Below are 25,040 nucleotides of genomic sequence, written 5' to 3'. Positions count from 1 at the left end.
CTCTAGAAGGGCGGGCGACAGGCGCGTCGTCCCGGTTGCCGGTCCCCGGGCCGAGGCCGAGGGATCGTTTCGGCCCGGTTACGGGCGTCAGGCCTGCTGGGCCTTGAGGATGTAGTCGGCCGCGTCGCCGACGGTCTTGAGGTTCTTGACGTCGTCGTCCGGGATCTTCACACCGAACCGCTCCTCGGCCGCCACGACGACCTCGACCATGGACAGCGAGTCGACGTCCAGGTCGTCGGTGAAGGACTTGTCGAGCTTGACGTCCTCGGTGGGGATGCCGGCGATCTCGTTCACGATCTCGGCGAGACCTTCGACGATCTCTTCCTGGGTGGCCATTGTCTTCGGGGCTCCTTGATGTGTAACCGAAAGCGACGGCGCGGGACTGCGGCGCCGCGGGGGTGTGACTAGGGGAGAGTAACCACAGTCGCCGCGTACACCAGACCCGCCCCGAAGCCGATGACCAGCGCGGTGTCACCGCTCTTGGCCGCACCGGTGGCGAGCAGCCGCTCCATGGCGAGCGGGATGGACGCGGCGGAGGTGTTGCCGGTGGTCTCGATGTCGCGGGCGACCGCGACATGGTCGGGCAGCTTGAGCGCCTTGATCATCGAGTCGATGATGCGCATGTTGGCCTGGTGCGGGATGAAGGCGTCCAGCTGGTCGGCGCTGACCCCGGCGGCGTCCAGCGCCTCCTGGGCGACCTTGGCCATCTCGAAGACCGCCCAGCGGAAGACCGCCTGGCCCTCCTGGGTGATGGCGGGGAACTTCACCTTGCCGGACGAGTCCACCGGCAGTTCGGCCGCCTCGGCGCCGCGGAAGTGCTCGTCCCACGACACGGTCTGCTTGATGGTCTCGGACTTGTCGCCCTCCGAGCCCCACACCGTCGGACCTATCGCCGGCACCTGGGAGGGGCCCACGATGACCGCGCCCGCGCCGTCGCCGAACAGGAAGGCCGTCGCCCGGTCCTCCAGGTCCGTCAGGTCGCTCAGCCGCTCCACACCGATCACCAGCACGTACTTTGCGGTGCCGTCGGTGACCATGCCCTTGGCGAGGGTCAGGCCGTACGTGAAGCCGGCGCAGCCCGCGGAGATGTCGAACGCGGCCGGCTTGCCCGCGCCGATGCGGTGCGCGATGTCGGTCGCGACGGCCGGGGTCTGCTTGAAGTGCGACACCGTCGCGACGACGACGGCGTCGATCTCGGAGGCGCTGATCCCGGCGTCGGCGATGGCCTTGCCGCCCGCCTCCAGCGACATCTCCGCGACGGTCTCCTCCGGGCCCGCCCAGTGCCGGCTGGCGATGCCGGACCGCGAGCGGATCCACTCGTCGCTGGAGTCGATGCGCTCCAGGATCACCTCGTTGGGCACCACCCGGCTCGGGCGGTAGCCGCCCACGCCGAGGATCCGCGCGTACGGGGAACCCTTGCTGGGGCTGATCTTCGCTGTCATCGCTGCAACGGCTCCTGTTCGGCAGGTGCTTCGGATGCGGCCGCTGCTTCGGCGTCCTCCGCGATCAGCTCGCGGGCCGCTTCCAGGTCCTCGGGGGTCTTCAGCGCCAGCGTCCGCACCCCGGGCAGCGCCCGCTTGGCCAGCCCGACGAGGGTGCCGCCGGGCGAGACCTCGATGATCGCGGTGACGCCGCGCTCCACAAACGTCTCCATGCACAGATCCCAGCGCACCGGGTTGGACACCTGCACCACGAGCCGGCGGACAACCTCGGCGCCACTGTCCACCGTCTGCCCGTCGGCGTTGGAAACATAGGGGACGGACGGGTCGTTTACGGCCAACTTCGGCGCGAGCGTCTCCAGGGCGGCGACGGCCGGGGCCATATGGGCGGTGTGGAACGCGCCCGCCACCTTGAGCGCGATGACCCGCGCCTTCTCCGGGCGGTTCGCGGACAGCTCGGCGAGCTGCTCCAGGGTGCCCGCGGCGACGATCTGACCGGCCCCGTTGATGTTCGCCGGGGTCAGGCCGAGCGCGTCGAGGTGCGCCAGCACGGTGTCGGGGTCGCCGCCGAGGACCGCGGACATACCGGTCTCGGTCACCGCGGCGGCCTCGGCCATCGCCCGGCCGCGCGCGGCGGTGAAGGCGATGGCGTCGTCCGCCGAGATCACTCCGGCGAGCGCGGCCGCGGTGATCTCGCCGACACTGTGTCCGGCGAGCACGGCGGGGGTGACACCGAGCGCGTCCGCGGACAGCAGACCGGCGGCCACCAGCAGCGGCTGCGCCACCTTGGTGTCGCGGATCTCGTCCGCGTCGGCCTCGGTGCCGTAGCGGGCCAGGTCGAGTTCGGCCGCGGCGGACCACCCGGCGAGGCGGTCGGCGGCGCCGGGCAGTTCGAGCCATGGGGCGAGGAAGCCGGGCGTCTGGGCGCCCTGGCCGGGAGCGACGAGTACGAGCACGTTCACACTCTCTCTCGCCGACGGGGTCCGACGCCCGTGGGGACAGGGACCAAGAACTGTGAGGTGATTTGTGGGTGTCCAACAAACCCCTAGCGAGGCCGCTCGCTCTCGGAGAGCCGGCCGAGGATCAGGGCAATGCGCAGGGTGAACGCCGAGCGCACATCGGAGGGTGACCAGCCGGTGACATCGGTCACACGTCGCAGCCGGTAGCGAACGGTATTGGGGTGCACGAACAGCATGCGCGCGGCCCCCTCCAGTGAAGACGCCTGCTCCAGATAGACACTCAGCGTCTCCAGCAGCGCGGAACCCGCCTCTTCGAGCGGCCTGTAGATCTCCTCCACCAACTGCTCGCGGGCCGTCCGGTCGCCGGCCATCGCCCGCTCCGGCAGCAGATCGTCCGACGACACCGGCCGCGGCGCGTCCGGCCACGCCTGGCAGGCCCGCAGACCCGCCGCCGCGGCCCGCGCCGAACGGGTCGCCGACAGCAGGTCGCCGACCACCGGGCCCGCCACCACAGGACCCGGCGCGAACGGCCCGATCAGCGCCTTCGCGACCCGCAGCGGATCGTCCGAGCCGCCCGCCACCACAACCAGCCGCTCGCCCAGCACCCCGGTCAGCACCTGGAGCTTCGCGTGCCGCGAGGCCCGCCGGATCGCCTCCACCGTCAGCTCGCTGTCCCCGTTGGGCGCGGTGCCCAGCACCACCACGATCTTGTCCGGCGAGTTCCAGCCCAGCGCCGCGGCCCGGGACAGCACGCCCTCGTCCGCCTCGCCCGACAGCACCGCGTTGACCACCAGCGACTCCAGCCGGGCGTCCCACGCGCCGCGCGCCTCCGCGGCCTGCGCGTAGACCTGCGCGGTGGCGAAGGCGATCTCCCGCGCGTACACCAGCAGCGCCTCGCGCAGCACCGCCTCGTCGCCGGGCGCCGCGACCTCGTCGATCGCGGCCTCCATGACCTCGATCGTGGTCCGCACCATCTCCACGGTCTGCCGCAGCGAGATCGCCCGGGTCAGCTCGCGCGGCGCGGTGCCGAAGACGTCCGTGCTGATCGCCTGCGGCGCCTCCGGGTGCCGGAACCACTCGGTGAAGGCCGCGATGCCCGCCTGGGCGACCAGGCCGATCCAGGAGCGGTTCTCCGGCGGCATCGCGCGGTACCACGGCAGCGTCTCGTCCATCCGCGCGATGGCGTTGGCGGCCAGCCGCCCCGCCGACTTCTCCAGCCGGCGCAGCGTCGCGGAGTGCTCCCCGCGACCGGGTTCGGCGGGGGGCTGCGGAGACTGCGAGGCATGCGGCACATGGCCAAGCCTATGGGGTCCGATTTCCCGCCATTCGCCGGATGCCCGTTCGCGGGCTTTCGCCCCACTTCCCCCGCCGGTGGATACGGTGGGCCGCATGATCGACGTACGGCGGGCCGCCGACCGCTACCGCGGCGGGGACGAGGCCGCCGGGATCGACACCCGGCACGCCTTCTCCTTCTCCGGCTTCTACGACCCCGGCAACGTCCGCTTCGGGCTGCTCGTCGCCTGCAACGAGGAACGGCTCGCGCCGGGCGCCGGATTCGCCGAGCACACGCACCGCGACACGGAGATCGTGACGTGGGTCGTCGAAGGCACCCTGGAGCACCGGGACGCCTCGGGGCGCGTCGTACGGCTGGCGGCCGGGGACGCGCAACTGCTGGGCGCGGGCTCGGGGGTACGGCACATCGAGGCCAACGCCGGGGCGGGGCCCCTGCGTTTCCTCCAGATGTGGCTGCACCCCGGCGCCTTCGGGGTGCCCCCGCGGTACGCCGCCGCGACCGCGCCCGTGCCGGTGGGGCCCGGCCTCACGCTCCTCGCCGGGGAGGGCCCCGACGCGGTGCTGCCCCTGCGGCAGCCCGCGGCGGCCCTGTGGGCGGGGCGCCCGTCCGCGCCGGACGAACTCTCCCTGCCGGGGGCCCGTTTCGGGTACGTCCACGTACTCCGGGGCACCGTGCGGCTCGACGGAGCCGAGCTTTCTCCGGGCGACGCCGCCCGCCTCACGGACGAGCAATCCGCTGCGCTCAGCACGGAGGGCCCGGCGGAATACGTCTACTGGGCGATGTCCGCGGAGCCCTCCTTCGGCTGAGGCCCAGCCCCCCCGGGCTGCCCCTTGCGGCAGTCCCGGGACCGTCCGCCGGTGGTGGGTTGACCGCGCAGTTCTCCCCCAGGCTTCGCCCGGGAGGTGCCCCCACGCGCCCCTGGTGTGTTGCCCTGCGCGGCAGGAGCAGGCCCTTACCGCGCAGGGTGAGCGTTTTCAGGGGCGCGGGGAACTGCGCGCTCAGCCACCCACCGGCGGGAGGTCCCGCGACGGCGGGACGGGGCAGCCCGGAGGGCACCCGCAGCCCCCGCCCGGCAAGGGCATCCGCACCCCCCTACGCGAGTTCGGCCAGCACCGCGTCGGTGAAGGGCGGCCATGCCTCGATGGCCCAGGGGCCGAAATCGCGGTCGGTCAGGGCCGCGCAAGCGAACCCCGCGTCCGGGTCGCACCACAGGAACGTGCCGGACTGGCCGAAGTGACCGAAGGTCGCGGGGGAGGAGTGCGCGCCGGTCCAGTGCGGGGACTTGGTGGAGCGGATCTCGAAGCCGAGGCCCCAGTCGTTGGGGGACTGCATGCCGTAGCCGGGGAGGACGCCGCGCAGGCCGGGGAAGGCGACCTCCAGGGTCGCGCCCGCCACCGTCGTGGGGTGGAGCAGGCGCGGCGCCTGCACCTCCGCGGCGAAGCGGGCCAGGTCCGCGGCGGTGGAGACGGCGCCCGCGCCGGGGGAGCCCGGCAGCTCGGTGGCGGTCATGCCGAGCGGCTGGAGCACGGCCTCGTCGAGGTAGGAGGCGAAGGGCATCCCGGTGGCCTCGGCGACGGTCTCGCCGAGGACCTCGAAGCCCGCGTTGGAGTAGATCCGCCGGGTGCCCGGCGCGGCCACGACCCGGTGTTCGTCGAACGCGAGGCCCGAGGTGTGCGCGAGCAGATGCCGTACGGTCGAGCCGTCGGGCCCGGCGGGGTCGTCGAGCTCGTAGGCGCCCTCCTCGAGGGCGACGAGCGCCGCCCAGGCGGTGAGCGGCTTGGTGACCGAGGCGAGCGGGAAGGGCCGGTCCTGGGGGCCGTACGTGCCCGCGAGGGTGCCGTCCTTGCGTACGACGACCGCCGCCGCGTTCGGGACGGGCCACTGTTCGATCATCCGCAGGGTCTGCATGCGGCGAGCCTAACCGGCCGTACTTGCTTCGAGTGCACTCCAAGGTCTTAGCGTGGAGAGCATGACGGTCGTCCAGATGGTGCAGCAGGAAACACCCCCGGCCGCGGTGTGCACGCCGCCCCCGCCGTATCCGAGACCGGACGGGCGGGACCAGTACACGATCAGCGAGGTCGCCGAGCTGACCGGGCTGAGCGCGCACACGCTGCGCTGGTACGAGCGGATCGGGCTGATGCCGCACGTGGACCGGTCGAACACCGGGCAGCGCCGCTTCCGGAACCGGGATCTGGACTGGCTGGCCCTCGTCGGGAAGCTGCGGCTGACGGGTATGCCGGTCGCCGACATGGTGACGTACGCGGAGATGGTCAAGGCCGGTGAGCGGACCTTCGCGCAGCGCAAGGCGCTGCTGGAGGCGACCCGGGAGGACGTGGTCGCGCGGATCGCCGAGCTGCAGGACACCCTGACGGTGCTCGACCACAAGATCGGTACGTATGGGGGCGCCGAACCGGCGCCGGAGAGGACAGGTGCATGATGGCCGCCGCACGGATCGAGACGGTACGGCTGGGCGCGGGCGGCCCGCTGGTCGGTGTCCAGGGCCTGGGCTGCATGGGCATGAGCGAGTTCTACGGCGACACCGACGAGGCTGCCGCCCGCGAGACGCTGGAGACCGCGCTGGACGCGGGCGTGACGCTCTTCGACACCGCCGACATGTACGGCATCGGTGCGAACGAGGAGTTCCTCGCGCCCTTCCTCGCCGCGCACCGCGACGAGGTCACCCTCGCGACGAAGTTCGCCAACGAGCGCCGCGCGGACGACCCGACCTACCGGGCCATCCGCAACGACCCGCCGTACATCCGGCAGGCCGTGGACGCGAGCCTGCGCCGCCTGGGCATCGACATCATCGACCTGTACTACATGCACCGCCGCAACCCGGACGTGCCGCTGGCCGAGTCGGTCGGCGCGATGGGCGAGCTGGTGGCCGCGGGCAAGGTGCGGCACCTGGGGCTGTCCGAGGTGACCGGGCCGGAGCTGCGCGAGGCGCACGCGGTGCACCCGATCGCCGCGGTGCAGTCGGAGTGGTCGCTCTTCAGCCGGGACGTGGAGAAGTCGGTGGTCGGCGCGGCGGCCGACCTGGGTGTGGCCTTCGTGCCGTACTCGCCGCTCGGGCGCGGCTTCCTGACCGGCTCCTTCCAGGACGCCACCGTGGATCTCGCCGCGAACGACTTCCGCCGCCACCAGCCGCGCTTCACCGGTGACAACGCCCGGCGTAACGCGGAGCTGCTGGAGCCGATCCGCCGGGTCGCGAAGGCGCACGACGCGACACCGGGGCAGATCGCGCTGGCGTGGGTGCACTCGCGGGCCCAGGCGCACGGCCTGACGGTCGTGCCGATCCCCGGCACCCGCAAGGCATCCCGGGTCCTGGAGAACGTCGCGGCGGCCGGGATCGTCCTGGACGGCGCCGAGCTGGCCGAGCTGGACGCCATCGCCGGGCAGGTCGCGGGCGACCGCTACCCGGACATGAGCTCGACGTCCGACGCGCGCGAGTGACCCGCGGCTACGGCCGGACGCGGGCCGCCCGGATCGCCGCGAGCACCGCTGCGGCGAACGGCAGCGACTCCTGCACCGGGCCGTAGCCGAGGCCGAACAGCACGGCGGCCGGGTCCTGGTCGGGTTCGCCCGGCTGGGGCCCGCCGTCGCGCCGCAGCAGCCGCAGGTAGCCGTGCAGCAGCTCCGGTGAGCGCCAGTCGACGCCGCGCAGCTCCTCGACCGGGAAGCTCTGGTCCCCGGCCTTCCACTTGGCGGTGGACGCGCCGGTCCAGAACCACCGGAAGCTGACCGTGCGGCCGTCGAACAGCACCCGCGCGTCGTACGCCTTGAAGGCCAGCGGCGGGGCCGGGGCGTCCACCAGGAAGCGGGTCAGCGGCTCGCCGGGTCCGGCGATCACCGCGCGTAGCTCGTCGCGGTAGAACTCCGCGAGCACCTCCGCGGAGTCGGGCAGGATCAGCCGGTAGGGGTCGGCGGTCTCCTTGAGCTGACCGGCCGCCGCCTCGACCACCGGGTCGGCCCCTGCCCGCGGCACCGCCCGCAGCACCACATGGCCGCGGCGGCCCGCCTCCAGCTCCACCGCCTCCAGCGCGGCGTGCGGGATCCGCCGCTCGCGCAGTGCCGGGAGCAGCCGCGCGTTGCGGCCCGCACTCCGGCTGTACCGGATCACGACGGCGTCGGGCTCGAACTCCCATACGGCATTGCTTCCGGCCAGCACATCGCCCATACGCGTCACCCTATGCGTAATCGGTCCATCCCTCTGCCCCACGGTGCAGGCCCGTTACGCGGAGGGGGGCGCAGACTTCAGCGTGACCAAGGAGTAGCGGGCCAGCGCGATACGGGCGAAGTTCGCAAGGCTCGCGGTGCCGGGGACGAAATATCCGGCGTGCCCCTCGGCCCGCCCCGTCCGCACCACCCGGGCGCCGAACGCCGCGGCGACCGGATCCGTACCGTGGCCGAGCCCGGCGAACTCGATGTGCGGGACGTCCGCTATCCAGTCGCCGTCGTCCCGGGCCGCCCACACGTGCGCCGCGGTGTGCAGATCCGCGGCGCTCCCGACGTGCATCCCGGGGCTGCCGGACACCGCGATGTCGGTCACCTGCCCGCGCCGCAGCCGGGGCGCGGCCACCCCGCACAGCACCGAGCCGTACGAGTGGCAGAAGAGGGCCACGTGCTGCCGCCGCGGCAGGGCGGCCAGCAGCCGCAGCAGCCGGGGCGCGCCGCGTTCGGCCAGCTCCGCGGTGGAGGCGTCCAGGCCGATGCCCTGGGGGGCGGTCCAGTCGGCCCAGGCGATGACGGCGACCCCGGCGGACGGGTCGAGGGCGCGCTCGCGCCGGTAGAGGGCGCGGGCCATGCCGACGGGGGCGGAGTAGCGGCCGTAGGTGCGCTCGAAAGTGAGGATGTCGGTGCCGACGCCTGGCACGACGACGGCGACCCGGGCCGCCGTCGTGAGGTCGCCGAAGACCTCGGCGGCCCGCCCGTCCCCGGCGGGGTCGAACGCGAGGATCTGCCGGCCGCCGCGCAGCAGCGAGGCGTAGCGGTTGGCGAGCCGCCCGGCGTCCGTGCGGCCCGCGGGTGACAGGGCGGCGTCGGCCGAGCGGCGCCGCTCGCGGTCGCGGGCGGCGCGCAGCGCGTACCGGTTGGCCTGGTAGCGCAGCGCCACGGGCGCCCCGTCGAGGTTGCCGACGACGAGGGCGTAGCGGCGGGCCAGGGCGAGGGCCTGCGGGCGGCTGAGGGACGCGAAGAAGCGCGCGACGGCGCCCGGCGGCGCGGTGTCCGGGTCCGGCAGCCGGTGGCCCGCGACGGTGGCCCGCCGCCAGGCGTGCACGGCGGCGGTACGGGCGTCGCGCGGCCCGTGCGGGCGGACGGCCGTCCACCCGGTCGTGGCCAGCAGCACGAAGGCCACGGCGAGCGCCACCAGCACCCGCGCCGACCCGGGCCCCCTCCTGCCGGGCAGGAAGACGCGGGCGGCCGGCGGCGCGGCCTTGGCGGGTACCGCCTTCGGGGGTACGGCTTTCGGGGGTACGGCCTCGGTCCGCGGACGCGGCAGCGCCACCGCCCGCGCGGGACCGGTGCCGGGGCGGGGCCCGCGCGGGCGCGGCGGGCCTCCCGCGGCGGGCCGGGCCCCGGTGCGGCGTGGCTCCCCGGCAAGGGGTTCGCGGGGGAGGGGCGGCGCTGGAGGTGCGGACACTCGCGGTTGCCTCGGGACGGAGCGGGCGTGGACCGTGCGGGGGTGCGGGCGGCCCGGCCGGGGGTCAGGGGACGGCGGCGCGCCCGGTCAGCCTAGACAAGCCGGGGCCGGGAAAGCGCGTGACGAGGCCCGGGAACGGGCGGAGCCCCGGGCGGCAGGGCTGCCGTCCGGGGCTCCGGGGTGCTCCGTGGTGCGGGTGTCAGGCGTCGCCGCCGGCGGCGCCGGGGTCGGCGGCCGACGCGTCGAGCAGCTGGTAGCGGTCCACGGCCTGCTTGAGCACCGACCGGTCGACCTTGCCGTCACGCGCCAGCTCGGTCAGCACGGCGAGCACGATCGACTCGGCGTCGATGTGGAAGAAACGCCGTGCCGCCCCGCGCGTGTCGGCGAAGCCGAAGCCGTCCGCGCCCAGCGAGGTGTACTGCCCGGGGATCCAGCGGGAGATCTGGTCCGGCACCGAGCGCATCCAGTCCGAGACGGCCACGAAGGGCCCCTCGGCGCCGGTGAGCTTGCGCGTCACGTACGGCACCTGCTGCTCCTCCTCGGGGTGCAGCAGGTTGTGCTCCTCGACGGCGACGGCCTCGCGGCGCAGCTCGTTCCAGGAGGTCGCGGACCACACGTCGGCCCGTACGTTCCACTGCTCGGCGAGGATGCGCTGGGCCTCCAGCGCCCACGGCACGGCCACGCCGGACGCCATGATCTGCGCCGGGATCGCCCCGGCCGCCCCGGCCCGGATCCGGTGGATGCCCTTGAGGATGCCCTCGACGTCCACGTCGGCGGGCTCGGCCGGGTGCTGGATCGGCTCGTTGTAGACCGTCAGGTAGTAGAAGACGTCCTCGCCGGGCTGCCCGTCGGCCGTCTCGCCGTACATCCGGCGCAGACCGTCCTGCACGATGTACGCGATCTCGTACGCGTAGGCGGGGTCGTAGGCGACGCACGCCGGGTTGGTGGACGCCAGCAGCTGGGAGTGGCCGTCCGCGTGCTGCAGGCCCTCGCCGGTGAGCGTGGTGCGGCCGGCCGTCGCGCCCAGCACGAAGCCGCGGGCGAGCTGGTCGGCCATCTGCCAGAACTGGTCGCCGGTGCGCTGGAAGCCGAACATCGAGTAGAAGACGTAGACCGGGATGAGCGGCTCGCCGTGCGTGGCGTAGGCCGAGCCCGCCGCGACGAGCGAGGCCGTGCAGCCCGCCTCGGAGATGCCGTCGTGCAGCATCTGCCCGGTCGGCGACTCCTTGTAGGCGAGCAGCAGCTCGCGGTCCACCGACTCGTACTGCTGGCCCAGCGGGTTGTAGATCTTCGCGCTCGGGAAGAACGCGTCCATGCCGAAGGTGCGGTACTCGTCGGGGGCGATCAGCACGAAGCGCTTGCCGATCTCCTTGTCCCGCATGAGGTCCTTCAGCACCCGCACGAAGGCCATCGTGGTGGCGATGGACTGGGCGCCCGAGCCCTTCTTCGCCGCCGCGTACGTCTTGTCGGCCGGCTGCGGCAGCGGCTTGGCGCGCACCACCCGGGTCGGCACGTACCCACCGCAGGCCTTGCGGTGGTCGTGCATGTACTGGATCTCCTCGGAGTCCCGGCCGGGGTGGTAGTACGGCGGGTAGCCCTCGTCGAGGCGCTGGTCGGTGATCGGCAGGTGCAGCCGGTCGCGGAAGCGCTTGAGGTCGTCGACGGTGAGCTTCTTCATCTGGTGGGTCGCGTTGCGGCCCTCGAAGTTCGGCCCGAGCGTCCAGCCCTTGATGGTCTGGGCGAGGATCACCGTCGGCTGGCCCTGGTGGGCCAATGCAGCGGTGTAGGCGGCGAAGATCTTGCGGTGGTCGTGGCCGCCGCGCCCGAGGTGCAGGATCTGCTCGTCGGTGAGGTTCTCGACCATCTTGCGCAGCCGCTGGTCGCCGCCGAAGAAGTGCTCGCGGATGTACGAGCCGGACTCGGTCGCGTACGTCTGGAACTGCCCGTCCGGCGTGGTGTTCATCTTGTTGACGAGCAGGCCGTCGCGGTCCTGGGCCAGCAGCGGGTCCCAGGAGCGGTCCCAGACCAGCTTGATCACGTTCCAGCCGGCGCCGCGGAACTGCGACTCCAGCTCCTGGATGATCTTGCCGTTGCCGCGCACCGGGCCGTCGAGGCGCTGCAGGTTGCAGTTGACGACGAAGGTCAGGTTGTCCAGGCCCTCACGGGCGGCGATGGACAGCTGGCCGAGCGACTCCGGCTCGTCCATCTCGCCGTCGCCGAGGAAGGCCCACACGTGCGACGCCGAGGTGTCGGCGATGCCGCGCGCGTGCATGTAGCGGTTCATCCGGGCCTGGTAGATCGCGCCGAGCGGGCCCAGGCCCATCGACACGGTCGGGAACTCCCAGAAGTCCGGCATCAGCCGCGGGTGCGGGTAGCTGGACAGGCCGTTCGGCGCCTTCGACTTCTCCTGCCGGAAGGCGTCGAGCTGCGCCTCGGTCAGCCGGTCGAGCAGGAAGGCGCGGGCGTAGATGCCGGGGGAGGCGTGGCCCTGGAAGAAGATCTGGTCGCCGCCGGTGCCGTCGTCCTTGCCGCGGAAGAAGTGGTTGAAGCCCACGTCGTAGAGCGAGGCCGAGGACGCGAAGGTCGCGATGTGGCCGCCGACGCCGATCCCCGGGCGCTGCGCGCGCGACACCATGACGGCGGCGTTCCACCGGGTGGCGTTGAGGATGCGGCGCTCGATCTCCTCGTTGCCGGGAAAGAACGGTTCGTCCCTGGTGGCGATCGTGTTGACGTAGTCGGTGCTGCGCATCTCGGGCACCGCGACGCGCTTCTCGCGGGCGCGCTCGATGAGCCGCAGCATCAGGTAGCGGGCGCGCTCACGGCCGCGTTCGTCGATGGCCGCGTCCAGCGAGTCCAGCCATTCCGCCGTCTCCTCGGGATCGAAATCCGGGACCTGGCTCGGAAGGCCGCCAATGATGATCGGGTTGCGATCGGATGCGGAAGCCACGCTGTTCCTTTGCTGCTCGGTGGTGGTGCTCGTTTGCACCGCGGGGTCGCGCCGCATCCATCGTGGACCGCCCCGCGTCAAACGTCATCTCTACCCAGTGGTAACCGCGGAACATCCGGGACTGCGGCAATTCGGGCCGGGTCCCACCCGCGGCCAAACGTGAACTCTACGCCCACTCGGACGTACGACCGACTGGCGGCGCCAATCGTGCGTAACACCGGCAAACCGTCGTGAGCTGCGTCACCATAGGGGGTACGGGTTGCGGTGACACGGTCGAATCGTCACCGTTTCGGCGGTCTCGTACGCCGGGTACTTGCGCGATCCGCCGCGCCCGTGTGGACTACCGCCAATAAGTCCGCGTGCGCGCGGGCTCACCCCATGACAGGAGGCAAAGCGTGAGCGCGACCGCGGACCACGCGGAGGAGCGGACCAACCCGGCGAGCCGGCTTGGTTTCGAGCCCGGACAGGTGGTCCAGGAGCTCGGGTACGACGAGGACACCGACCAGGAGCTTCGCGAGGGTATCGAGGAGCTCACGGGCGAGGAGCTCGCCGATGAGGAGTACGACGACGTGCCCGACGCCGTCCTGCTGTGGTTCCGCGAGGACGACGGCGACCTCACCGACGCGCTCGTCGACGCGACATCGACGGTCGACCCCGGGGCCCCGATCTGGCTCATGACGCCCAAGACGGGCCGCGACGGACACGTCGAGCCCAGCGAGATCGGCGAGGCCGCGCAGACGGCCGGACTGGCGCAGACCAGCAGCGTCAACGCCGCGAAGGACTGGACGGGGACGCGTCTGGTCACGCCGAAGGCGGCGAAGGCCGGCAAGCGGTAGCCTTCCCGGCTCACCCGGCGGTGCGGCTCCCCGCCGCCGGGGCTATTTGCGTTGCCGAGTGCCACTCGCGGTGGGCTGAGCGCGCCGTTCCCCGCGCCCCTAAAAAACGCTCGCCCCGCGTGAAGAGGGCGCCCTCACGGGGCGCGTGGGGGCACCTCCCGGGCGAAGCCTGGGGGAGAACTGCGCGCTCAGCCCCCACCGGCGGACGGCCGCGGGGACACCGCAAGGGGCAGCCCGGGGCGCCCGCCGCCAGGAGGAAGAATGAGCAGCACCCTGCCGAGGCCGGCACCCGACTTCGCGCTGCCCGACCAGCACGGCCGGACGACCACCCTCACGAGCTTCCACGGGAAGAAGAACCTCGTGCTGGTCTTCTACCCGTTCGCCTTCACGAGCGTGTGCAGCGGCGAGCTGCACGCCCTCCAGCGGGAGCTGGACGCCCTCCAGCGCGAGGACACCACCCTCCTCGCGGTCTCGTGCGACTCCATGCACGCCCAGCGCGCCTTCTCCGACCAGGAGGGCTTCGACTTCCCGCTGCTCAGCGACTTCTGGCCGCACGGCAACGCCTCACGCGCCTACGGCGTCTTCGACGAGGAGAAGGGCTGCGCGCTGCGCGGCTCGTTCGTGATCGACCGGGACGGTGTGATCCGGTGGTCCGTGCTGAACGGGCTGCCGGACGCGCGGGACCTTCACGACTACGTAAAGGCGCTGGAAGCAGTGCGGTCGACGGGAACGGGTCACTAAGCTCACCTCGTTGACCGGGTGGATCGCCCGGTGGCACGAACGTATACACACGAACCGATGGGGAGGACTCGTGGGAGTCAGCCTGAGCAAGGGTGGCAACGTCTCGCTGACCAAGGAGGCGCCCAATCTCACGGCGGTCGTCGTCGGTCTGGGCTGGGACGCACGCACGACCACCGGAGCCGACTTCGACCTCGACGCGAGCGCGCTGCTCACGAACGAGGCGGGCAAGGTGCTGTCGGACCAGCACTTCGTGTTCTTCAACAACCTGCGCAGCCCGGACGGCTCGGTCGAGCACACCGGTGACAACCTCACGGGTGAGGGCGAGGGCGACGACGAGGTCATCAACGTCAACCTCGCGGGCGTGCCGGCCGACGTCGTGAAGATCGTCTTCCCGGTGTCGATCTACGAGGCCGAGCAGCGCCAGCAGAGTTTCGGCCAGGTGCGCAACGCCTACATCCGCGTCCTGAACGCGGCCGACCAGCGCGAGCTGGCCCGCTACGACCTGACCGAGGACGCCTCGACCGAGACGGCGATGGTCTTCGGCGAGCTGTACCGGCACGGCGGCGAGTGGAAGTTCCGCGCCATCGGCCAGGGGTACGCCTCCGGCCTGCGCGGCATCGCGCAGGACTTCGGCGTCAACGTCTGACCCGGGCCGGTTCGACCGAGCGGCAGCGACGAGCAGCAGCGACAGAGCACCGACCTAGGGGGAAGGACCACCATGGGCGTCACACTGGCCAAGGGAGGCAACGTCTCCCTCTCCAAGGCCGCGCCGAATCTCACCCGGGTGCAGATCGGCCTGGGCTGGCGGGCCCGCTCGACCACCGGCGCCGAATTCGACCTGGACGCCAGCGCGCTGCTGTGCGGCAACGGCCGGGTGCTGGGGGACGAGTTCTTTGTCTTCTACAACAATCTGAAGAGTCCCGAGGGCTCCGTCGAGCACACCGGTGACGATCTCACCGGCGGCAGCGGCGGCGACGACGAGACGATCCTGGTGGATCTGACGCTGGTCCCGGAGCGGGCCGACAAGGTCGTCTTCCCGGTGTCGATCTATGACGCGGACGCCCGTGCGCAGACCTTCGGCCAGGTCAGCGACGCGTACATCCGGGTCGTGAACCAGAGTGACGGAGCCGAGCTGGCCCGCTACGACCTCACCGAGGACGCCTCGACCGAAACGGCGATGATCTTCGGCGAGCTCTACCGCTACAACGGCGAGTGGAAGTTCCGTGCGGTAGGTCAGGGGTACGCCTCCGGTCTGCGCGGGATCGCCCTAGACTTCGGGGTCAACGTTTCGTAAAGCCCGCACCGTGCGGGGGACCTCGTGGTCATAGGTCACAAGGATTGGGTGGGAAGCACGTGCTCCTCAGAACATTCGGCTGGTCGTTCGGCATCACTGCCGCCGGCCTCGCCCTGGCCGGCGTCCTCTGGGGGTGGCACGGACTCGCGATCGTAGCGATCCTGTCGGTCCTGGAGATCTCGCTCTCGTTCGACAACGCCGTCATCAACGCGGGCATCCTGCGGAAGATGAACGCCTTCTGGCAGAAGATGTTCCTGACGGTGGGCGTGCTCATCGCGGTCTTCGGCATGCGGCTGGTCTTCCCGATCATCATCGTGGCGATCACCGCGAAGCTGAGCCCGTGGGAGGCGGTCAAGGTCGCGATCAACGACCACGACCGCTACGAGGCGCTGGTCACCGGAGCCCACCCGGCCATCGCGGCCTTCGGCGGGATGTTCCTGCTGATGATCTTCCTCGACTTCATCTTCGAGGAGCGCGAGATCACCTGGCTCGGCTGGCTGGAGCGCCCGCTGGCCAAGCTCGGCAAGCTGGACATGCTCTCGGTCGTCATCGCGCTCGTCGTGCTCGTGATCGCCGCCACCACGGTGGCCACCGGTGTCCCGGTGCACGGCGGGCACGGTGAGATCGACAAGGCCGAGACGGTCCTGCTCGCCGGTGTCGGCGGCCTCATCACGTACCTCGTGGTCGGCGGCATCTCCGGCTTCTTCGAGGAGCGCCTGGAGGACGAGGAGGACGACGACGAGGACGGGGACGGGGACGGGGACGACGAGGCCGAGGGCGCGGCCGCGGAGAAGAGCGGCCCCACCGCCGGGCAGGTGGCGGGGCTGGCCGGCAAGGCCGCGTTCTTCATGTTCCTCTACCTGGAGGTCATCGACGCCTCGTTCTCCTTCGACGGTGTCGTCGGCGCCTTCGCCATCAGCAACGACATCTTCGAGATCGCGCTCGGCCTCGGCATCGGCGCGATGTACATCCGGTCGCTGACCGTCTTCCTGGTCCGCAAGGGCACGCTGGACGACTACGTGTACCTGGAGCACGGCGCCCACTACGCGATCGGCGCGCTGGCCTTCATCCTGCTGGCCACCATCAAGTACGACATCAGCGAGGTCGTCACCGGCCTCGTCGGCGTCGTCCTGATCGCGGCGTCGTACTGGTCGTCGGTGGTACGCAACCGTCGTCTCGGGGAAGGTTCCCAGTCGGCGGACGACGACAAGACGGAAGTCACGACCGGCGTGTGACCGGTCACCCGTGACGTCCCGCTGCCCCCGCCGCCCGGCGGGGGCAGCGGCACGTGAGCGGGGGGAGCTACGGCTACGGAGGGGTGGCGGCAATGGCGTGGCGGGACTTCTTCCGGCCCAGCGGCGCGGCGCAGTTCGACATGGCGAACGCGCACACGGTCGAACTGACCAAGCGGCACCCGGTGGTGTCGCTGACCAAGCAGGGCGCGGCGGTCGGCAACATGCGGGTCAATCTGTCGTGGTCGATGCGCTCGTCCGACACCGGCAGCTGGGCCACCGACGAGCGCGGCTTCCTGCGCCGCCAGTTCGACGTCTTCCGGCCCCGGGTGGTCCAGGCCGCCGGTCCGGCGATGGTCAACGTCGACCTGGACCTGGCGTGCATGTACGAGCTGGCCGACGGCAGCAAGGGCGTCGTCCAGCCGCTCGGCGAGTTCCACGGCGACCTGGACGCGCCGCCGTACATCCAGATGAGCGGCGACGACCGCTTCGGCGGCACCTCCGGTGAGACGCTCTACATCAACTTCGACAAGCGCGACGAGTTCAAGCGGCTGCTGGTCTTCGTCTACATCTACGACGGCACGCCCGCCTTCGACCGCACGCACGCCAAGATCGAGATCTTCCCCGGCTCCGGCCCGCGCATCGAGATCCCGCTCAACGAGCGCGAGCCGCAGGCCCGCTCGTGCGCCGTGGTGCTCATCGAGAACAACAAGGGCGAGCTGACCGTGCGCCGCGAGGTCAAGTACGTCTACGGCTTCCAGGCCGAGATCGACCGGCTGTACGGCTGGGGCCTGCAGTGGGGCCGCGGCTACAAGTCCAAGCTCTGACCGCGGTCCCGGACCGCCCCGTCAGCGCTGCTGCTGGAACTGCGGCCCCTGCGGGGGCAGCACGAAGGCCGGGCCGCCCACCGCGGAGGCGGCCACCGGCTGCGGGTAGCCGTACGCCGGGTAGCCGGGCTGCGGCTGCTGGTGCACCTGCGGTGCCACCGAGGGCGGCGGCGGGGCGGCGACGGGCTGCGGGTAGCCGTACGCGGGCTGGGCGGGGACGTGGCCGACGGAGGGCGCGGGCAGCGGGTAGCCGTACGCGCTGGACTGGTCGGGCGAGGGCGCGGGGTGCGGGCGGGTCTGCACCTGCGACGGGCTCGGCGGCTGCGGCGGGCGGTTCGGCGCGGGGGCCTGGGCCTGGGCCTGGGACGTGGCGTCGTCGCCCTTCGCGGCCTGGGCGCCCTCCTCCGCCGCGTCGTCCACCGTGATGCCGAACTCGGTCGCCAGGCCTACCAGGCCGGTCGCGTAGCCCTGCCCCACCGCGCGGAACTTCCAGCCGCCGTCCTTGCGGTACAGCTCGCCGCAGTTGAGCGCGGTCTCGGCGCCGGTGTCGGGGCGTACGTCGAAGGTCAGCAGCGGCGGGCCACCGGGCGCCGCGGTGTCGTACAGCAGCACGCACAGGTCGCGGACCAGCCGAAAGGGCCCGCCGTCGCAGGAGGCGGCGATGACCGCCCGCTGGACGTCGGGGTCCAGCGCCGCGAGGTCCACCTCGACGGTGTCGGTCAGGCCCTCGGCCACTCGGTGCTTGGGCAGGTGGCGGGCCACGCCCGAGGGGTGCCGGGGGGCGTTGTAGAAGACGAAGTCGGCGTCCGAGCGCACCTTGCCGCCGGGGCCCAGCAGCAGCACGGAGGCGTCCACGTCGGGTGTTCCGCTGCCGGGGCTCCAGCGCAGCACCGCGCGGATGCCGGGGGCGTCGAGGGGGACGTTCGAGCCCTTCACCATCATGTGCGTCATGCCCGCCATCCTGCCCTTCCGGCGGGCCGCCTCACAACGTCGGACGGGGGCGCCGGGCCCCGCGGCGGCGCTTCCGCCGCCCCGGTCGCCGCCGTACGGTGGACGGGATCCTCCGGGTCACCCCGCCGACCTGCGGTGGTTACGTGTTCTTCACGTTCGGAGGGAACGTCTGGGGCATGCTCACTCGTACGATAATCGGCCAGTTGTCCTCAAGGCCCGTCACTTGACCCGTACCTGGAAAGGGGGCGCCATGCGACACTTCGGCCACCTCGCCGCCGAAACGCGGCAGGAGCTGTTTCACATCGAGCCGAGGGAATTCACCTCGGATTCGCCCGCGGCGATGCTCGCGGCCGCCCTCGGCGCGACCCTCTACTCGCCGGCGACGCGGCCCTCGCTCGCCGACGACGTGCTGAAGCAGGCCGCGCGCGGGGTCGTCTCCATGGTGCTGTGCCTGGAGGACTCCATCGACGACCGCGACGTGGAGGCCGGCGAGGCCAACATCGTCCGGCACTTCCGCGACCTCGCCGACCGCCCGGACGCCGCCGGCGCCCTGCCGCTGCTCTTCATCCGGGTCCGCACCCCGTGGCAGATCACCGACCTCACCACCCGGCTCGGCGACAGCGTCGCGCTGCTGTCGGGCTTCGTGCTGCCGAAGTTCACCGAGGAGACCGGCGTCCCCTTCCTGGAGGCGCTCACCGCCGCCGAGGCCGCGTGCGGGCGCCGGCTGTTCGCCATGCCCGTGCTGGAGTCGCCCGAGCTGATGCACCTGGAGACCCGGGTCGAGGCGCTCAACGGCATATCCCGCACCGTCGACAAGTACCGCGAGCGGGTGCTCGCGCTGCGCCTGGGCGTCACCGACTTCTGCTCCTCCTACGGCATCCGCCGCGGGCCCGCCATGACCGCCTACGACGTGCGGATCGTCGCCTCGGTGATCGCCGACGTCGTCAACGTCCTCGGCCGTGCCGACGGCTCCGGCTTCACCGTGACCGGCCCGGTCTGGGAGTACTTCCACCACCAGGAGCGCATCTTCAAGCCGCAGCTGCGCCGCAGCCCCTTCGCCGAGGGCGAGTCCGAGGAGCTGCGCGCCGCGCTGCTGGAGCGCGACATGGACGGGCTGCTGCGCGAGATCGAACTGGACCGCGCCAACGGACTCCAGGGCAAGACCTGCATCCACCCCACCCACGTCCCGATCGTGCACGCGCTGAACGTCGTCACGCACGAGGAGTACAGCGACGCCGCCGACATCCTGCACGAGGACCGCAGCGGCGGCGGAGTGCTGCGCTCCGCGTACACGAACAAGATGAACGAGGTCAAGCCGCACCGCGCCTGGGCCGAGCGCACCCTGCTGCGGGCCGAGGCCTTCGGCGTCGCGCGCGAGAGCATCAGCTTCGTCGAACTCCTCGCGGCCTGTGTTCCCGCCGCCTGACCAGGCATCCTTGTACAAGACATGAAATTCACCGGAGAAGACCGCCCCCGCCCCGCCGCCGACGCCCCCTGGCCGGGCCAGTGGGTCGCCGACCGGCTCGGCATAGCCCTGCACGGCGAGGGCCTGCCCGACCTGCTCGGCCTCGCCCTGCGCCGCAACCCCAAGCGCGCCCACCTGCTGGTGTCCAACGTGCTCGGCAAGCACGTCCCGCAGCGCCCCGGCACGGTCTACGGGCACGCCCACGACCTGGGCCTGCGGGTCCGCGCGCTGCTCGGCGAGCAGGACGCGGCCCGCACGGTCGTCGTCGGCTACGCCGAGACCGCGACCGGACTCGGCCACGCCGTCGCCGACGGCGTCGGACCCGTGCCGTACCTGCACTCCACCCGCCGGGAGGTGGCCGGGCTCGCCTCCGGCGGCGCCTTCCAGGAGGAGCACAGCCACGCCACCGGCCACCTGCTGCTGCCCGAGGACCCGGCGCTGCTCGCCGGGACGGGGCCGCTGGTGCTCGTCGACGACGAGTTCTCCACCGGGCAGACGGTCCTCAACACCATCCGCGACCTGCACGCCCGCCACCCCCGCGGCCACTACGTCGTCGTCGCCCTCACCGACATGCGCGCCCCCGCCGACCACGCCCGGCTCACGGCCTTCGCCGCCGAGCTGGGCGCCCGCGTCGACGTGCTGTCACTGGCCGCCGGGACGGTCACGCTCCCGGACGGCGTGCTCACCGCCGCCCAGGCCCTCGTCGCCCAGCTGACCCCCGCCGCCGAGGCGGCCGACGCCCCCGCCGCCGAGGTCCGCCGCGTCGCCCTGGACTGGCCCGCCGGCGTGCCCGACGGCGGCCGGCACGGCTTCCTGCCCGCCCACCGAGCCGCCCTGGAGGCCGCCCTGCCCGCCATGGGCCGCCGCCTCGCCGAGGCCCTCCCGGCGGGCGCCCGCCGGGTGCTCGTCCTCGGCACCGAGGAGCTGATGTACGCGCCGCTGCGGCTCGCCCAGGTCCTGGAGGCCTACGCGCCCGGCGCAGCGCCCGCGGGGCCGCAGGAGGGCGCCGAGGGGCTCCCGGCGGGAGCGGAGGCGGAGGCGGCGGCCGGGGTGGCGGCGTACTTCTCCACCACCACCCGCTCTCCCGTGCTCGCCGTCGACGACCCCGGCTACGCGATACGCAGCCGGCTCGTCTTCCCCGCGCACGACGACCCCGCCGACGACGGCTCGCGCGAGCGGTACGCCTACAACGTCGCGGGCGCCGGATTCGACGCCGTCGTGGTCGTCACCGACTCCGCGGGCGACACCCCGGCGCTGCACGCGCCCGGCGGGCTGCTCGCCTCCCTCGCCCCGCACACCGGCGCGGTGCTGCTCGCCGTCGTCCCCACCCATGAGCCGGCCCCCACCCACGAGCCCGCCTCCGCCCATGAGCCCGCCCCCGAGCCCGCCCCCTCCCGACCGAACGGAAACCCCGGCCTGATGAGTGCAACCCCCGGACCGCTGCGCGGCCCCGCCTTCGGCTCCTATGCCGCGGACGAGGTGGGCTGGCTGCTCAAGGACCTGTCCGACGTGCAGCTCGAAGCACCCACCGAGGAGCGCGAGGAGGCCATCCAGAGCGGCGGCGCCCACTACGCCGAGTCGCTGCCCGTCGAGTACCAGCCCAGCGCCGCCTACCAGGACCTCTTCCGGGCGGCCCTGGAGACCTCCGCCGGGCGCATCGCCCGCGCGGTCGGCGCCGTGACCGAGCTGGTGCTCGCCGAGCGCGGCCCCGACGCCGTCCTGGTGTCGCTGGCCCGCGCCGGCACCCCGGTCGGCGTGCTGATGCGCCGCTGGGCCCGGCAGGCGCACGGCCTGGACCTCCCGCACTACGCCGTCTCCATCGTCCGCGGCCGCGGCATCGACCCCGCCGCGCTGCGCTGGCTCGCCGCCCACCACGACGCCGCCGGCTGCGTCTTCGTCGACGGCTGGACGGGCAAGGGCGCCATCACCCGCGAACTCGCCGACGCCATCGGCGCCTTCCCCGAGTTCGCCCGCTTCCGCCCGGAGATCGCGGTGCTCGCCGACCCCGGTGGCTGCGTGTCCACGTACGGCACCCGCGACGACTTCCTGATCCCCTCCGCGTGCCTCAACTCCACCGTCTCCGGCCTCGTCTCGCGCACCGTGCTGCGCGCCGACCTCGTCGGGCCCGGCGAGTTCCACGGCGCCAAGTTCTACCGCGAGCTGGCCGGCTCCGACGTCTCCGGACTCTTCCTCGACACCGTCACCGCCGCCTTCGACGAGGTCGGCGACGACGTCGCCCGCGACGTCAAGGCGCTGCGCGCGCAGGACCGCTCCCCGACCTGGGCGGGCTGGGCGGCTGTCGAGCGGATCAGCGAGGAGTACAGCATCGGCGACGTCAACCTCGTCAAGCCCGGCGTCGGCGAGACCACCCGGGTGCTGCTGCGGCGCGTCCCGTGGAAGATCCTCGCCTCCCGCGGCGCGGGCGCCGACCTCGACCACGTTCGCCTGCTCGCCGACCAGCGCGGGGTGCCCGTCGAGGAGACCGACGACCTGCCCTACTCGTGCGTCGGCCTCATCCACCCGCGCTACACCCGCGGCGCGACCGGCACCGACGGCAAGGCGGTGGCAGGCCGGTGAACCGCGCCTACAGTCGGACGATCGTCGCCAGCGACCTCGACCGCACCCTCATCTACTCGGCCGCCGCGCTCGCCCTGGGCATGCCCGACGAGCAGGCCCCGCGGCTGCTGTGCGTCGAGGTGCACGAGAGCCGCCCGCTGTCGTTCATGACCGAGACCGCCGCCCGCGTCCTGGCCGAACTGTCCGACGCCGTACGCTTCGTGCCCGCCACCACCCGCACCCGCAAGCAGTACCGCCGGATCAGCCTGCCCTGCCCGACGCCGAGCTACGCGATCTGCGCCAACGGCGGGCACCTGCTGGTCAACGGGCGCACCGACCACGACTGGAACACCGAGATGCGCCGCCGGCTCGCCGACGGCTCCGCCCCGCTCGACGAGGTGCGCGCGCACCTGGCCGCGACCGCCGACCCGGAGTGGCTGCGAAAGGAGCGGATCGCCGAGGACCTCTTCTGCTACCTGGTCGTCGACCGCGAGCGGCTGCCCGCCGGGTGGGTCAAGGAACTCGGCGCCTGGGCCGAACCGCTCGGCTGGACGGTCTCCCTCCAGGGCCGCAAGATCTACGCGGTGCCCCGGCCGCTGTCCAAGAGCGCGGCCCTGGCCGAGGTCGTCCGCCGCACCGGCGCCGACCGCGTCCTGGCCGCCGGCGACTCCCTGCTCGACGTCGACCTCCTGCTCGCCGCCGACCGCGGCTGGACCCCCGGCCACGGCGAACTCGCCGACACCGGCTGGACTGCCCCCACCGTCACCCCCCTCCCCACGGCGGGCGTGGCCGCGGGCGAACAGATCCTCCGGGAGTTCCTGGCACACGTGTGAGGGCACCCCGGAGCCCTAACCCTCCCGCGGAGAGACGACCCGGTCGCACAGCCCCCGCCCCTTCTCCACACGCATCGCGTTGACGCGCTCGCTGGAGGCGATGAACTCCCGCGCCTCCTCCTCGGTCCGCCCACCGCGCAGGTGCCTGCGCAGGAGCCGCCGCTCCCGCAGGCCCCGCGGCGTCTCGACGTACCACAGCTCGTCCAGCAGGTCGCGCACCCGCGCCCAGCCGGGGCCGTCGTCGGCGAGGTAGTTGCCCTCGGTGACGACGAGCGCGGCGCCGGGCGGCACGACGAGACCCGCCGCTATCGGCTCGTCCAGGCGCCGGTCGAAGTCGGGCGCGTACACCGGGCGCGCCCGCTCCGCCCGCAACCGCTCCAGCAGCACCACGTAGCCGTCCACGTCGAACGTCTCGGGGGCGCCCTTGCGGTCGCGCAGGTCCAGCCGGTCCAGTTGCGCGTTGGACAGGTGGAAGCCGTCCATCGGCACATACGCGGCCGTTCCGGCGCCGAGCCGTTCGTCGACGCCCGCGACCAGCCGCCTGGCCAGCGTCGACTTGCCCGCGGCGGGCGCGCCCGCGAGCCCCAGCAGCGCGCGGCGGCCTGGAATGCTGGGCACGAGGGCGACCGCGTCATCGACAAGCATCCCGTCACCCTAAGTGCCAGACCTGGGAGCAGACTCGTGTACGAAACGAAAAACCCGCAGCTCACGCCCGAGCTGTACGCATACGTCCTGGAGCACAATCCGCTCGACCCGGTGCAACGCGAACTGGTGGACGTCACCCACCAGCGGCTCGGCGACGTCGCGGGCCTCCAGACGGCGGAGGAGCAGGGCCCGCTGCTGGCGTTCCTGGTGCGGCTGACCGGCGCGCGGCAGATCGTCGAGGTCGGCACCTTCACCGGCTTCTCGACGCTGTCGATGGCCCAGGCGCTGCCCGAGGACGGGCGGGTCATCGCGTGCGACGTCTCGGAGGAGTGGACGGCCGTGGGCCGCGAGGCGTGGCAGAAGGCAGGCGTCGCCGACCGTATCGACCTGCGCATCGCCCCGGCGATCGAGACACTGCGGGCGCTGCCGGAGGGCCCGTGGATCGACCTGGTCTTCCTCGACGCCGACAAGGGCGCGTACGTCGACTACTGGGAGGAGCTGGTGCCGCGGATGAACCCCGGCGGCCTGCTGGTCGTCGACAACACCCTCTTCCACGGCGACGTCAGCGACCCGGACACCACGGGCGGCGGCGCGGCCATCCGCGCGTTCAACGACCACGTGCGGGCCGACGACCGGGTCGACGACGTCCTGCTCACGGTGGCGGACGGGCTGACCCTGGCCCGCCGCCGCTAGGTCCGCCCGGCACGGCTGCCGCGCACATAGGCCACCGGTCGTACCTCATACGTATGGCCGGTGGCCTGTGTGCCGCCGTCGGGGCGGAGATCAGTGCTGCGGGATGCCGCGCGGCGGCGGGCGGCGCTGCGGGGCGGCCGCCTTCTCGCGGGCCTCGTACTCGCGTGCGGCCTCCTGCGGGTGCCGCTTGCGCCAGTACGGGTTGTCGTGCGGGAGACCGCCCGTCACCCGCCCGTACATGCCGAAGAAGAGCAGCAGCAGCCCCACCCCGAAGCTGAAGAGCACGTTGGACATCTTGAACGCGAGCAGGTTGCTGTCCGTGTCCAGCAGCGCCAGGTTGACGAAGCCGCTCATCAGGAAGGCCGCGCCGACGCAGATGTTGAGGGTGGAGGCGAAATTGCCGCCGATGACCATGCCGACGAACAGCAGCGCGCCGACGCCGATCGAGATCGAGCTGAGCGCTCCGTTGGAGTTCAGGCCCGCGACGCGCTCACCCGCCTGGTTCAGGAACGAGACGTGGTTGAGCAGGCCGAGGATGCCGAAGACGACGAGGATCAGGCCCATCAGTCCGGCGCCGAAGCGGTAGACCTGGCTGAGCCGGTGGTCGACGGGGACGTGGTCGTTCAGCTGCATGGGCGTCTCCTTCGGGGAGGTTGACCGGTCGAGGACGCCACTTCCCAGGATAGG

At 72.5% G+C, this 25,040-nt stretch carries 23 protein-coding genes and 1 pseudogene; 13 read left to right on the top strand and 11 right to left on the bottom strand.

From position 1 onward, the window contains the following. Window positions 1–87: 87 nt before the first annotated feature. From ACH4PY_RS33560 to ACH4PY_RS33545, 4 genes are all read right to left on the bottom strand, one after another. Window positions 88–336: an acyl carrier protein gene (locus ACH4PY_RS33560; protein WP_398191887.1), complete on the bottom strand. Its 249-nt coding sequence runs from the start codon at window positions 334–336 to the stop codon at window positions 88–90. A gap of 68 nt (window positions 337–404) precedes the next feature. Beyond that, window positions 405–1,442: a ketoacyl-ACP synthase III gene (locus ACH4PY_RS33555; protein WP_398191884.1), complete on the bottom strand. Its 1,038-nt coding sequence runs from the start codon at window positions 1,440–1,442 to the stop codon at window positions 405–407. Next, on the bottom strand, window positions 1,439–2,395 hold the full coding sequence (locus ACH4PY_RS33550) for an ACP S-malonyltransferase (protein ID WP_398191881.1): 957 nt from the start codon (window positions 2,393–2,395) through the stop codon (window positions 1,439–1,441). The genes ACH4PY_RS33555 and ACH4PY_RS33550 overlap by 4 nt, the downstream gene beginning before the upstream one ends. Window positions 2,396–2,484: 89 nt before the next feature. Further along, on the bottom strand, window positions 2,485–3,690 hold the full coding sequence (locus ACH4PY_RS33545) for a PucR family transcriptional regulator (protein WP_398191878.1): 1,206 nt from the start codon (window positions 3,688–3,690) through the stop codon (window positions 2,485–2,487). Window positions 3,691–3,787: 97 nt separating this feature from the next. Here ACH4PY_RS33545 and ACH4PY_RS33540 point away from each other — a divergent pair, with 97 nt between their 5' ends. Further along, entirely contained in the window at window positions 3,788–4,498 is a 711-nt protein-coding gene (locus ACH4PY_RS33540; RefSeq protein ID WP_398191875.1) for a pirin family protein, read from the top strand. A gap of 286 nt (window positions 4,499–4,784) precedes the next feature. On the opposite strand, the gene ACH4PY_RS33535 is transcribed toward ACH4PY_RS33540, so the two are convergent. Continuing rightward, window positions 4,785–5,600 carry a serine hydrolase domain-containing protein gene (locus ACH4PY_RS33535; protein WP_398191872.1) on the bottom strand — a complete coding sequence of 272 codons (816 nt, stop codon included), beginning with the start codon at window positions 5,598–5,600 and terminating at the stop codon, window positions 4,785–4,787. A 61-nt stretch (window positions 5,601–5,661) separates the two neighbouring features. Between ACH4PY_RS33535 and ACH4PY_RS33530 the strand changes: the two genes are divergently transcribed. Together ACH4PY_RS33530 and ACH4PY_RS33525 are read left to right on the top strand one after the other, a co-directional pair. Then, window positions 5,662–6,129, top strand: coding sequence for a MerR family transcriptional regulator (locus ACH4PY_RS33530; protein ID WP_398191869.1), 468 nt, complete (start codon window positions 5,662–5,664; stop codon window positions 6,127–6,129). Then, window positions 6,126–7,145, top strand: coding sequence for an aldo/keto reductase (locus tag ACH4PY_RS33525; RefSeq protein WP_398191865.1), 1,020 nt, complete (start codon window positions 6,126–6,128; stop codon window positions 7,143–7,145). Before ACH4PY_RS33530 ends, ACH4PY_RS33525 begins: the two co-directional genes overlap by 4 nt. A gap of 10 nt (window positions 7,146–7,155) precedes the next feature. On the opposite strand, the pseudogene ACH4PY_RS33520 reads toward ACH4PY_RS33525, so the two are convergent. From ACH4PY_RS33520 to aceE, 3 genes and pseudogenes are all read right to left on the bottom strand, one after another. Next, a pseudogene (locus ACH4PY_RS33520) lies at window positions 7,156–7,869 on the bottom strand (DUF4429 domain-containing protein); the annotation flags it as partial. A gap of 54 nt (window positions 7,870–7,923) precedes the next feature. Continuing rightward, complete coding sequence (locus ACH4PY_RS33515) at window positions 7,924–9,048, bottom strand: alpha/beta hydrolase (RefSeq protein WP_398191950.1); 1,125 nt, start codon at window positions 9,046–9,048, stop codon at window positions 7,924–7,926. 484 nt (window positions 9,049–9,532) lie between these two features. Continuing rightward, the gene (aceE, locus tag ACH4PY_RS33510; RefSeq protein WP_398191863.1) at window positions 9,533–12,280 is read right to left on the bottom strand and encodes a pyruvate dehydrogenase (acetyl-transferring), homodimeric type; all 2,748 of its coding nucleotides are present in this window, start codon (window positions 12,278–12,280) and stop codon (window positions 9,533–9,535) included. A gap of 395 nt (window positions 12,281–12,675) precedes the next feature. Between aceE and ACH4PY_RS33505 the strand changes: the two genes are divergently transcribed. The 6 genes from ACH4PY_RS33505 to ACH4PY_RS33480 all read left to right on the top strand — a co-directional run bounded on the left by ACH4PY_RS33505 (window position 12,676) and on the right by ACH4PY_RS33480 (window position 17,210). Further along, on the top strand, window positions 12,676–13,116 hold the full coding sequence (locus tag ACH4PY_RS33505; RefSeq protein ID WP_398191859.1) for a DUF3052 domain-containing protein: 441 nt from the start codon (window positions 12,676–12,678) through the stop codon (window positions 13,114–13,116). 261 nt (window positions 13,117–13,377) lie between these two features. Then, window positions 13,378–13,857, top strand: coding sequence for a peroxiredoxin (locus ACH4PY_RS33500; protein WP_398191856.1), 480 nt, complete (start codon window positions 13,378–13,380; stop codon window positions 13,855–13,857). A 70-nt stretch (window positions 13,858–13,927) separates the two neighbouring features. Further along, window positions 13,928–14,503 (top strand): TerD family protein, encoded by a 576-nt coding sequence (locus tag ACH4PY_RS33495; protein WP_031523543.1) that lies wholly within the window; start codon window positions 13,928–13,930, stop codon window positions 14,501–14,503. 72 nt (window positions 14,504–14,575) lie between these two features. Continuing rightward, window positions 14,576–15,151, top strand: coding sequence for a TerD family protein (locus tag ACH4PY_RS33490; protein WP_398191852.1), 576 nt, complete (start codon window positions 14,576–14,578; stop codon window positions 15,149–15,151). A 59-nt stretch (window positions 15,152–15,210) separates the two neighbouring features. Next, window positions 15,211–16,386 (top strand): DUF475 domain-containing protein, encoded by a 1,176-nt coding sequence (locus ACH4PY_RS33485; RefSeq protein ID WP_398191849.1) that lies wholly within the window; start codon window positions 15,211–15,213, stop codon window positions 16,384–16,386. Between the two features lie 92 nt (window positions 16,387–16,478). Continuing rightward, window positions 16,479–17,210 carry a Tellurium resistance gene (locus tag ACH4PY_RS33480; RefSeq protein WP_398191846.1) on the top strand — a complete coding sequence of 244 codons (732 nt, stop codon included), beginning with the start codon at window positions 16,479–16,481 and terminating at the stop codon, window positions 17,208–17,210. Between the two features lie 21 nt (window positions 17,211–17,231). On the opposite strand, the gene ACH4PY_RS33475 is transcribed toward ACH4PY_RS33480, so the two are convergent. Next, a complete protein-coding gene (locus ACH4PY_RS33475; RefSeq protein ID WP_398191843.1) occupies window positions 17,232–18,161 on the bottom strand; it encodes a TerD family protein in 930 nt (309 codons plus the stop codon). A 250-nt stretch (window positions 18,162–18,411) separates the two neighbouring features. Here ACH4PY_RS33475 and ACH4PY_RS33470 point away from each other — a divergent pair, with 250 nt between their 5' ends. The 3 genes from ACH4PY_RS33470 to ACH4PY_RS33460 are packed head-to-tail and all read left to right on the top strand — an operon-like array spanning window position 18,412 to window position 23,015. After that, window positions 18,412–19,587, top strand: a complete 1,176-nt coding sequence (locus ACH4PY_RS33470) for an HpcH/HpaI aldolase/citrate lyase family protein (protein ID WP_398191840.1) — start codon at window positions 18,412–18,414, stop codon at window positions 19,585–19,587. Window positions 19,588–19,608: 21 nt separating this feature from the next. Then, the gene (locus ACH4PY_RS33465; RefSeq protein WP_398191837.1) at window positions 19,609–22,203 is read left to right on the top strand and encodes a phosphoribosyltransferase; all 2,595 of its coding nucleotides are present in this window, start codon (window positions 19,609–19,611) and stop codon (window positions 22,201–22,203) included. Beyond that, the gene (locus ACH4PY_RS33460; RefSeq protein WP_398191834.1) at window positions 22,200–23,015 is read left to right on the top strand and encodes an HAD family hydrolase; all 816 of its coding nucleotides are present in this window, start codon (window positions 22,200–22,202) and stop codon (window positions 23,013–23,015) included. The genes ACH4PY_RS33465 and ACH4PY_RS33460 overlap by 4 nt, the downstream gene beginning before the upstream one ends. Before the next feature lie 15 nt (window positions 23,016–23,030). Here ACH4PY_RS33460 and ACH4PY_RS33455 read toward each other — a convergent pair whose 3' ends face one another. After that, complete coding sequence (locus ACH4PY_RS33455) at window positions 23,031–23,660, bottom strand: nucleoside/nucleotide kinase family protein (RefSeq protein WP_398191831.1); 630 nt, start codon at window positions 23,658–23,660, stop codon at window positions 23,031–23,033. Between the two features lie 36 nt (window positions 23,661–23,696). Between ACH4PY_RS33455 and ACH4PY_RS33450 the strand changes: the two genes are divergently transcribed. Then, window positions 23,697–24,353, top strand: coding sequence for an O-methyltransferase (locus ACH4PY_RS33450; RefSeq protein WP_398191827.1), 657 nt, complete (start codon window positions 23,697–23,699; stop codon window positions 24,351–24,353). A gap of 90 nt (window positions 24,354–24,443) precedes the next feature. Here ACH4PY_RS33450 and ACH4PY_RS33445 read toward each other — a convergent pair whose 3' ends face one another. Beyond that, a complete protein-coding gene (locus ACH4PY_RS33445) occupies window positions 24,444–24,986 on the bottom strand; it encodes a DUF4383 domain-containing protein (RefSeq protein ID WP_398191825.1) in 543 nt (180 codons plus the stop codon). Between the last annotated feature and the right edge of the window lie 54 nt (window positions 24,987–25,040).

Origin of the sequence: Streptomyces sp. NPDC021224 (genome assembly GCF_044332905.1) — a bacterium.
In the GTDB taxonomy this organism is placed as follows: domain Bacteria; phylum Actinomycetota; class Actinomycetes; order Streptomycetales; family Streptomycetaceae; genus Actinacidiphila.
This window is presented reverse-complemented; position numbering and strand designations above follow the sequence as displayed.

Excerpts from the sequence above, each read along its gene's own strand:
- ACH4PY_RS33475 (WP_398191843.1), bottom strand. The coding sequence starts at position 18,161 with ATGACGCACATGATGGTGAAGGGCTCGAACGTCCCCCTCGACGCCCCC.
- ACH4PY_RS33470 (WP_398191840.1), top strand. The coding sequence starts at position 18,412 with ATGCGACACTTCGGCCACCTCGCCGCCGAAACGCGGCAGGAGCTGTTT.
- ACH4PY_RS33535 (WP_398191872.1), bottom strand. The coding sequence starts at position 5,600 with ATGCAGACCCTGCGGATGATCGAACAGTGGCCCGTCCCGAACGCGGCG.
- ACH4PY_RS33500 (WP_398191856.1), top strand. The coding sequence starts at position 13,378 with ATGAGCAGCACCCTGCCGAGGCCGGCACCCGACTTCGCGCTGCCCGAC.
- ACH4PY_RS33525 (WP_398191865.1), top strand. The coding sequence starts at position 6,126 with ATGATGGCCGCCGCACGGATCGAGACGGTACGGCTGGGCGCGGGCGGC.
- ACH4PY_RS33480 (WP_398191846.1), top strand. The coding sequence starts at position 16,479 with ATGGCGTGGCGGGACTTCTTCCGGCCCAGCGGCGCGGCGCAGTTCGAC.
- ACH4PY_RS33540 (WP_398191875.1), top strand. The coding sequence starts at position 3,788 with ATGATCGACGTACGGCGGGCCGCCGACCGCTACCGCGGCGGGGACGAG.
- ACH4PY_RS33560 (WP_398191887.1), bottom strand. The coding sequence starts at position 336 with ATGGCCACCCAGGAAGAGATCGTCGAAGGTCTCGCCGAGATCGTGAAC.
- ACH4PY_RS33445 (WP_398191825.1), bottom strand. The coding sequence starts at position 24,986 with ATGCAGCTGAACGACCACGTCCCCGTCGACCACCGGCTCAGCCAGGTC.
- ACH4PY_RS33455 (WP_398191831.1), bottom strand. The coding sequence starts at position 23,660 with ATGCTTGTCGATGACGCGGTCGCCCTCGTGCCCAGCATTCCAGGCCGC.
- ACH4PY_RS33555 (WP_398191884.1), bottom strand. The coding sequence starts at position 1,442 with ATGACAGCGAAGATCAGCCCCAGCAAGGGTTCCCCGTACGCGCGGATC.
- ACH4PY_RS33490 (WP_398191852.1), top strand. The coding sequence starts at position 14,576 with ATGGGCGTCACACTGGCCAAGGGAGGCAACGTCTCCCTCTCCAAGGCC.
- ACH4PY_RS33465 (WP_398191837.1), top strand. The coding sequence starts at position 19,609 with ATGAAATTCACCGGAGAAGACCGCCCCCGCCCCGCCGCCGACGCCCCC.
- ACH4PY_RS33530 (WP_398191869.1), top strand. The coding sequence starts at position 5,662 with ATGACGGTCGTCCAGATGGTGCAGCAGGAAACACCCCCGGCCGCGGTG.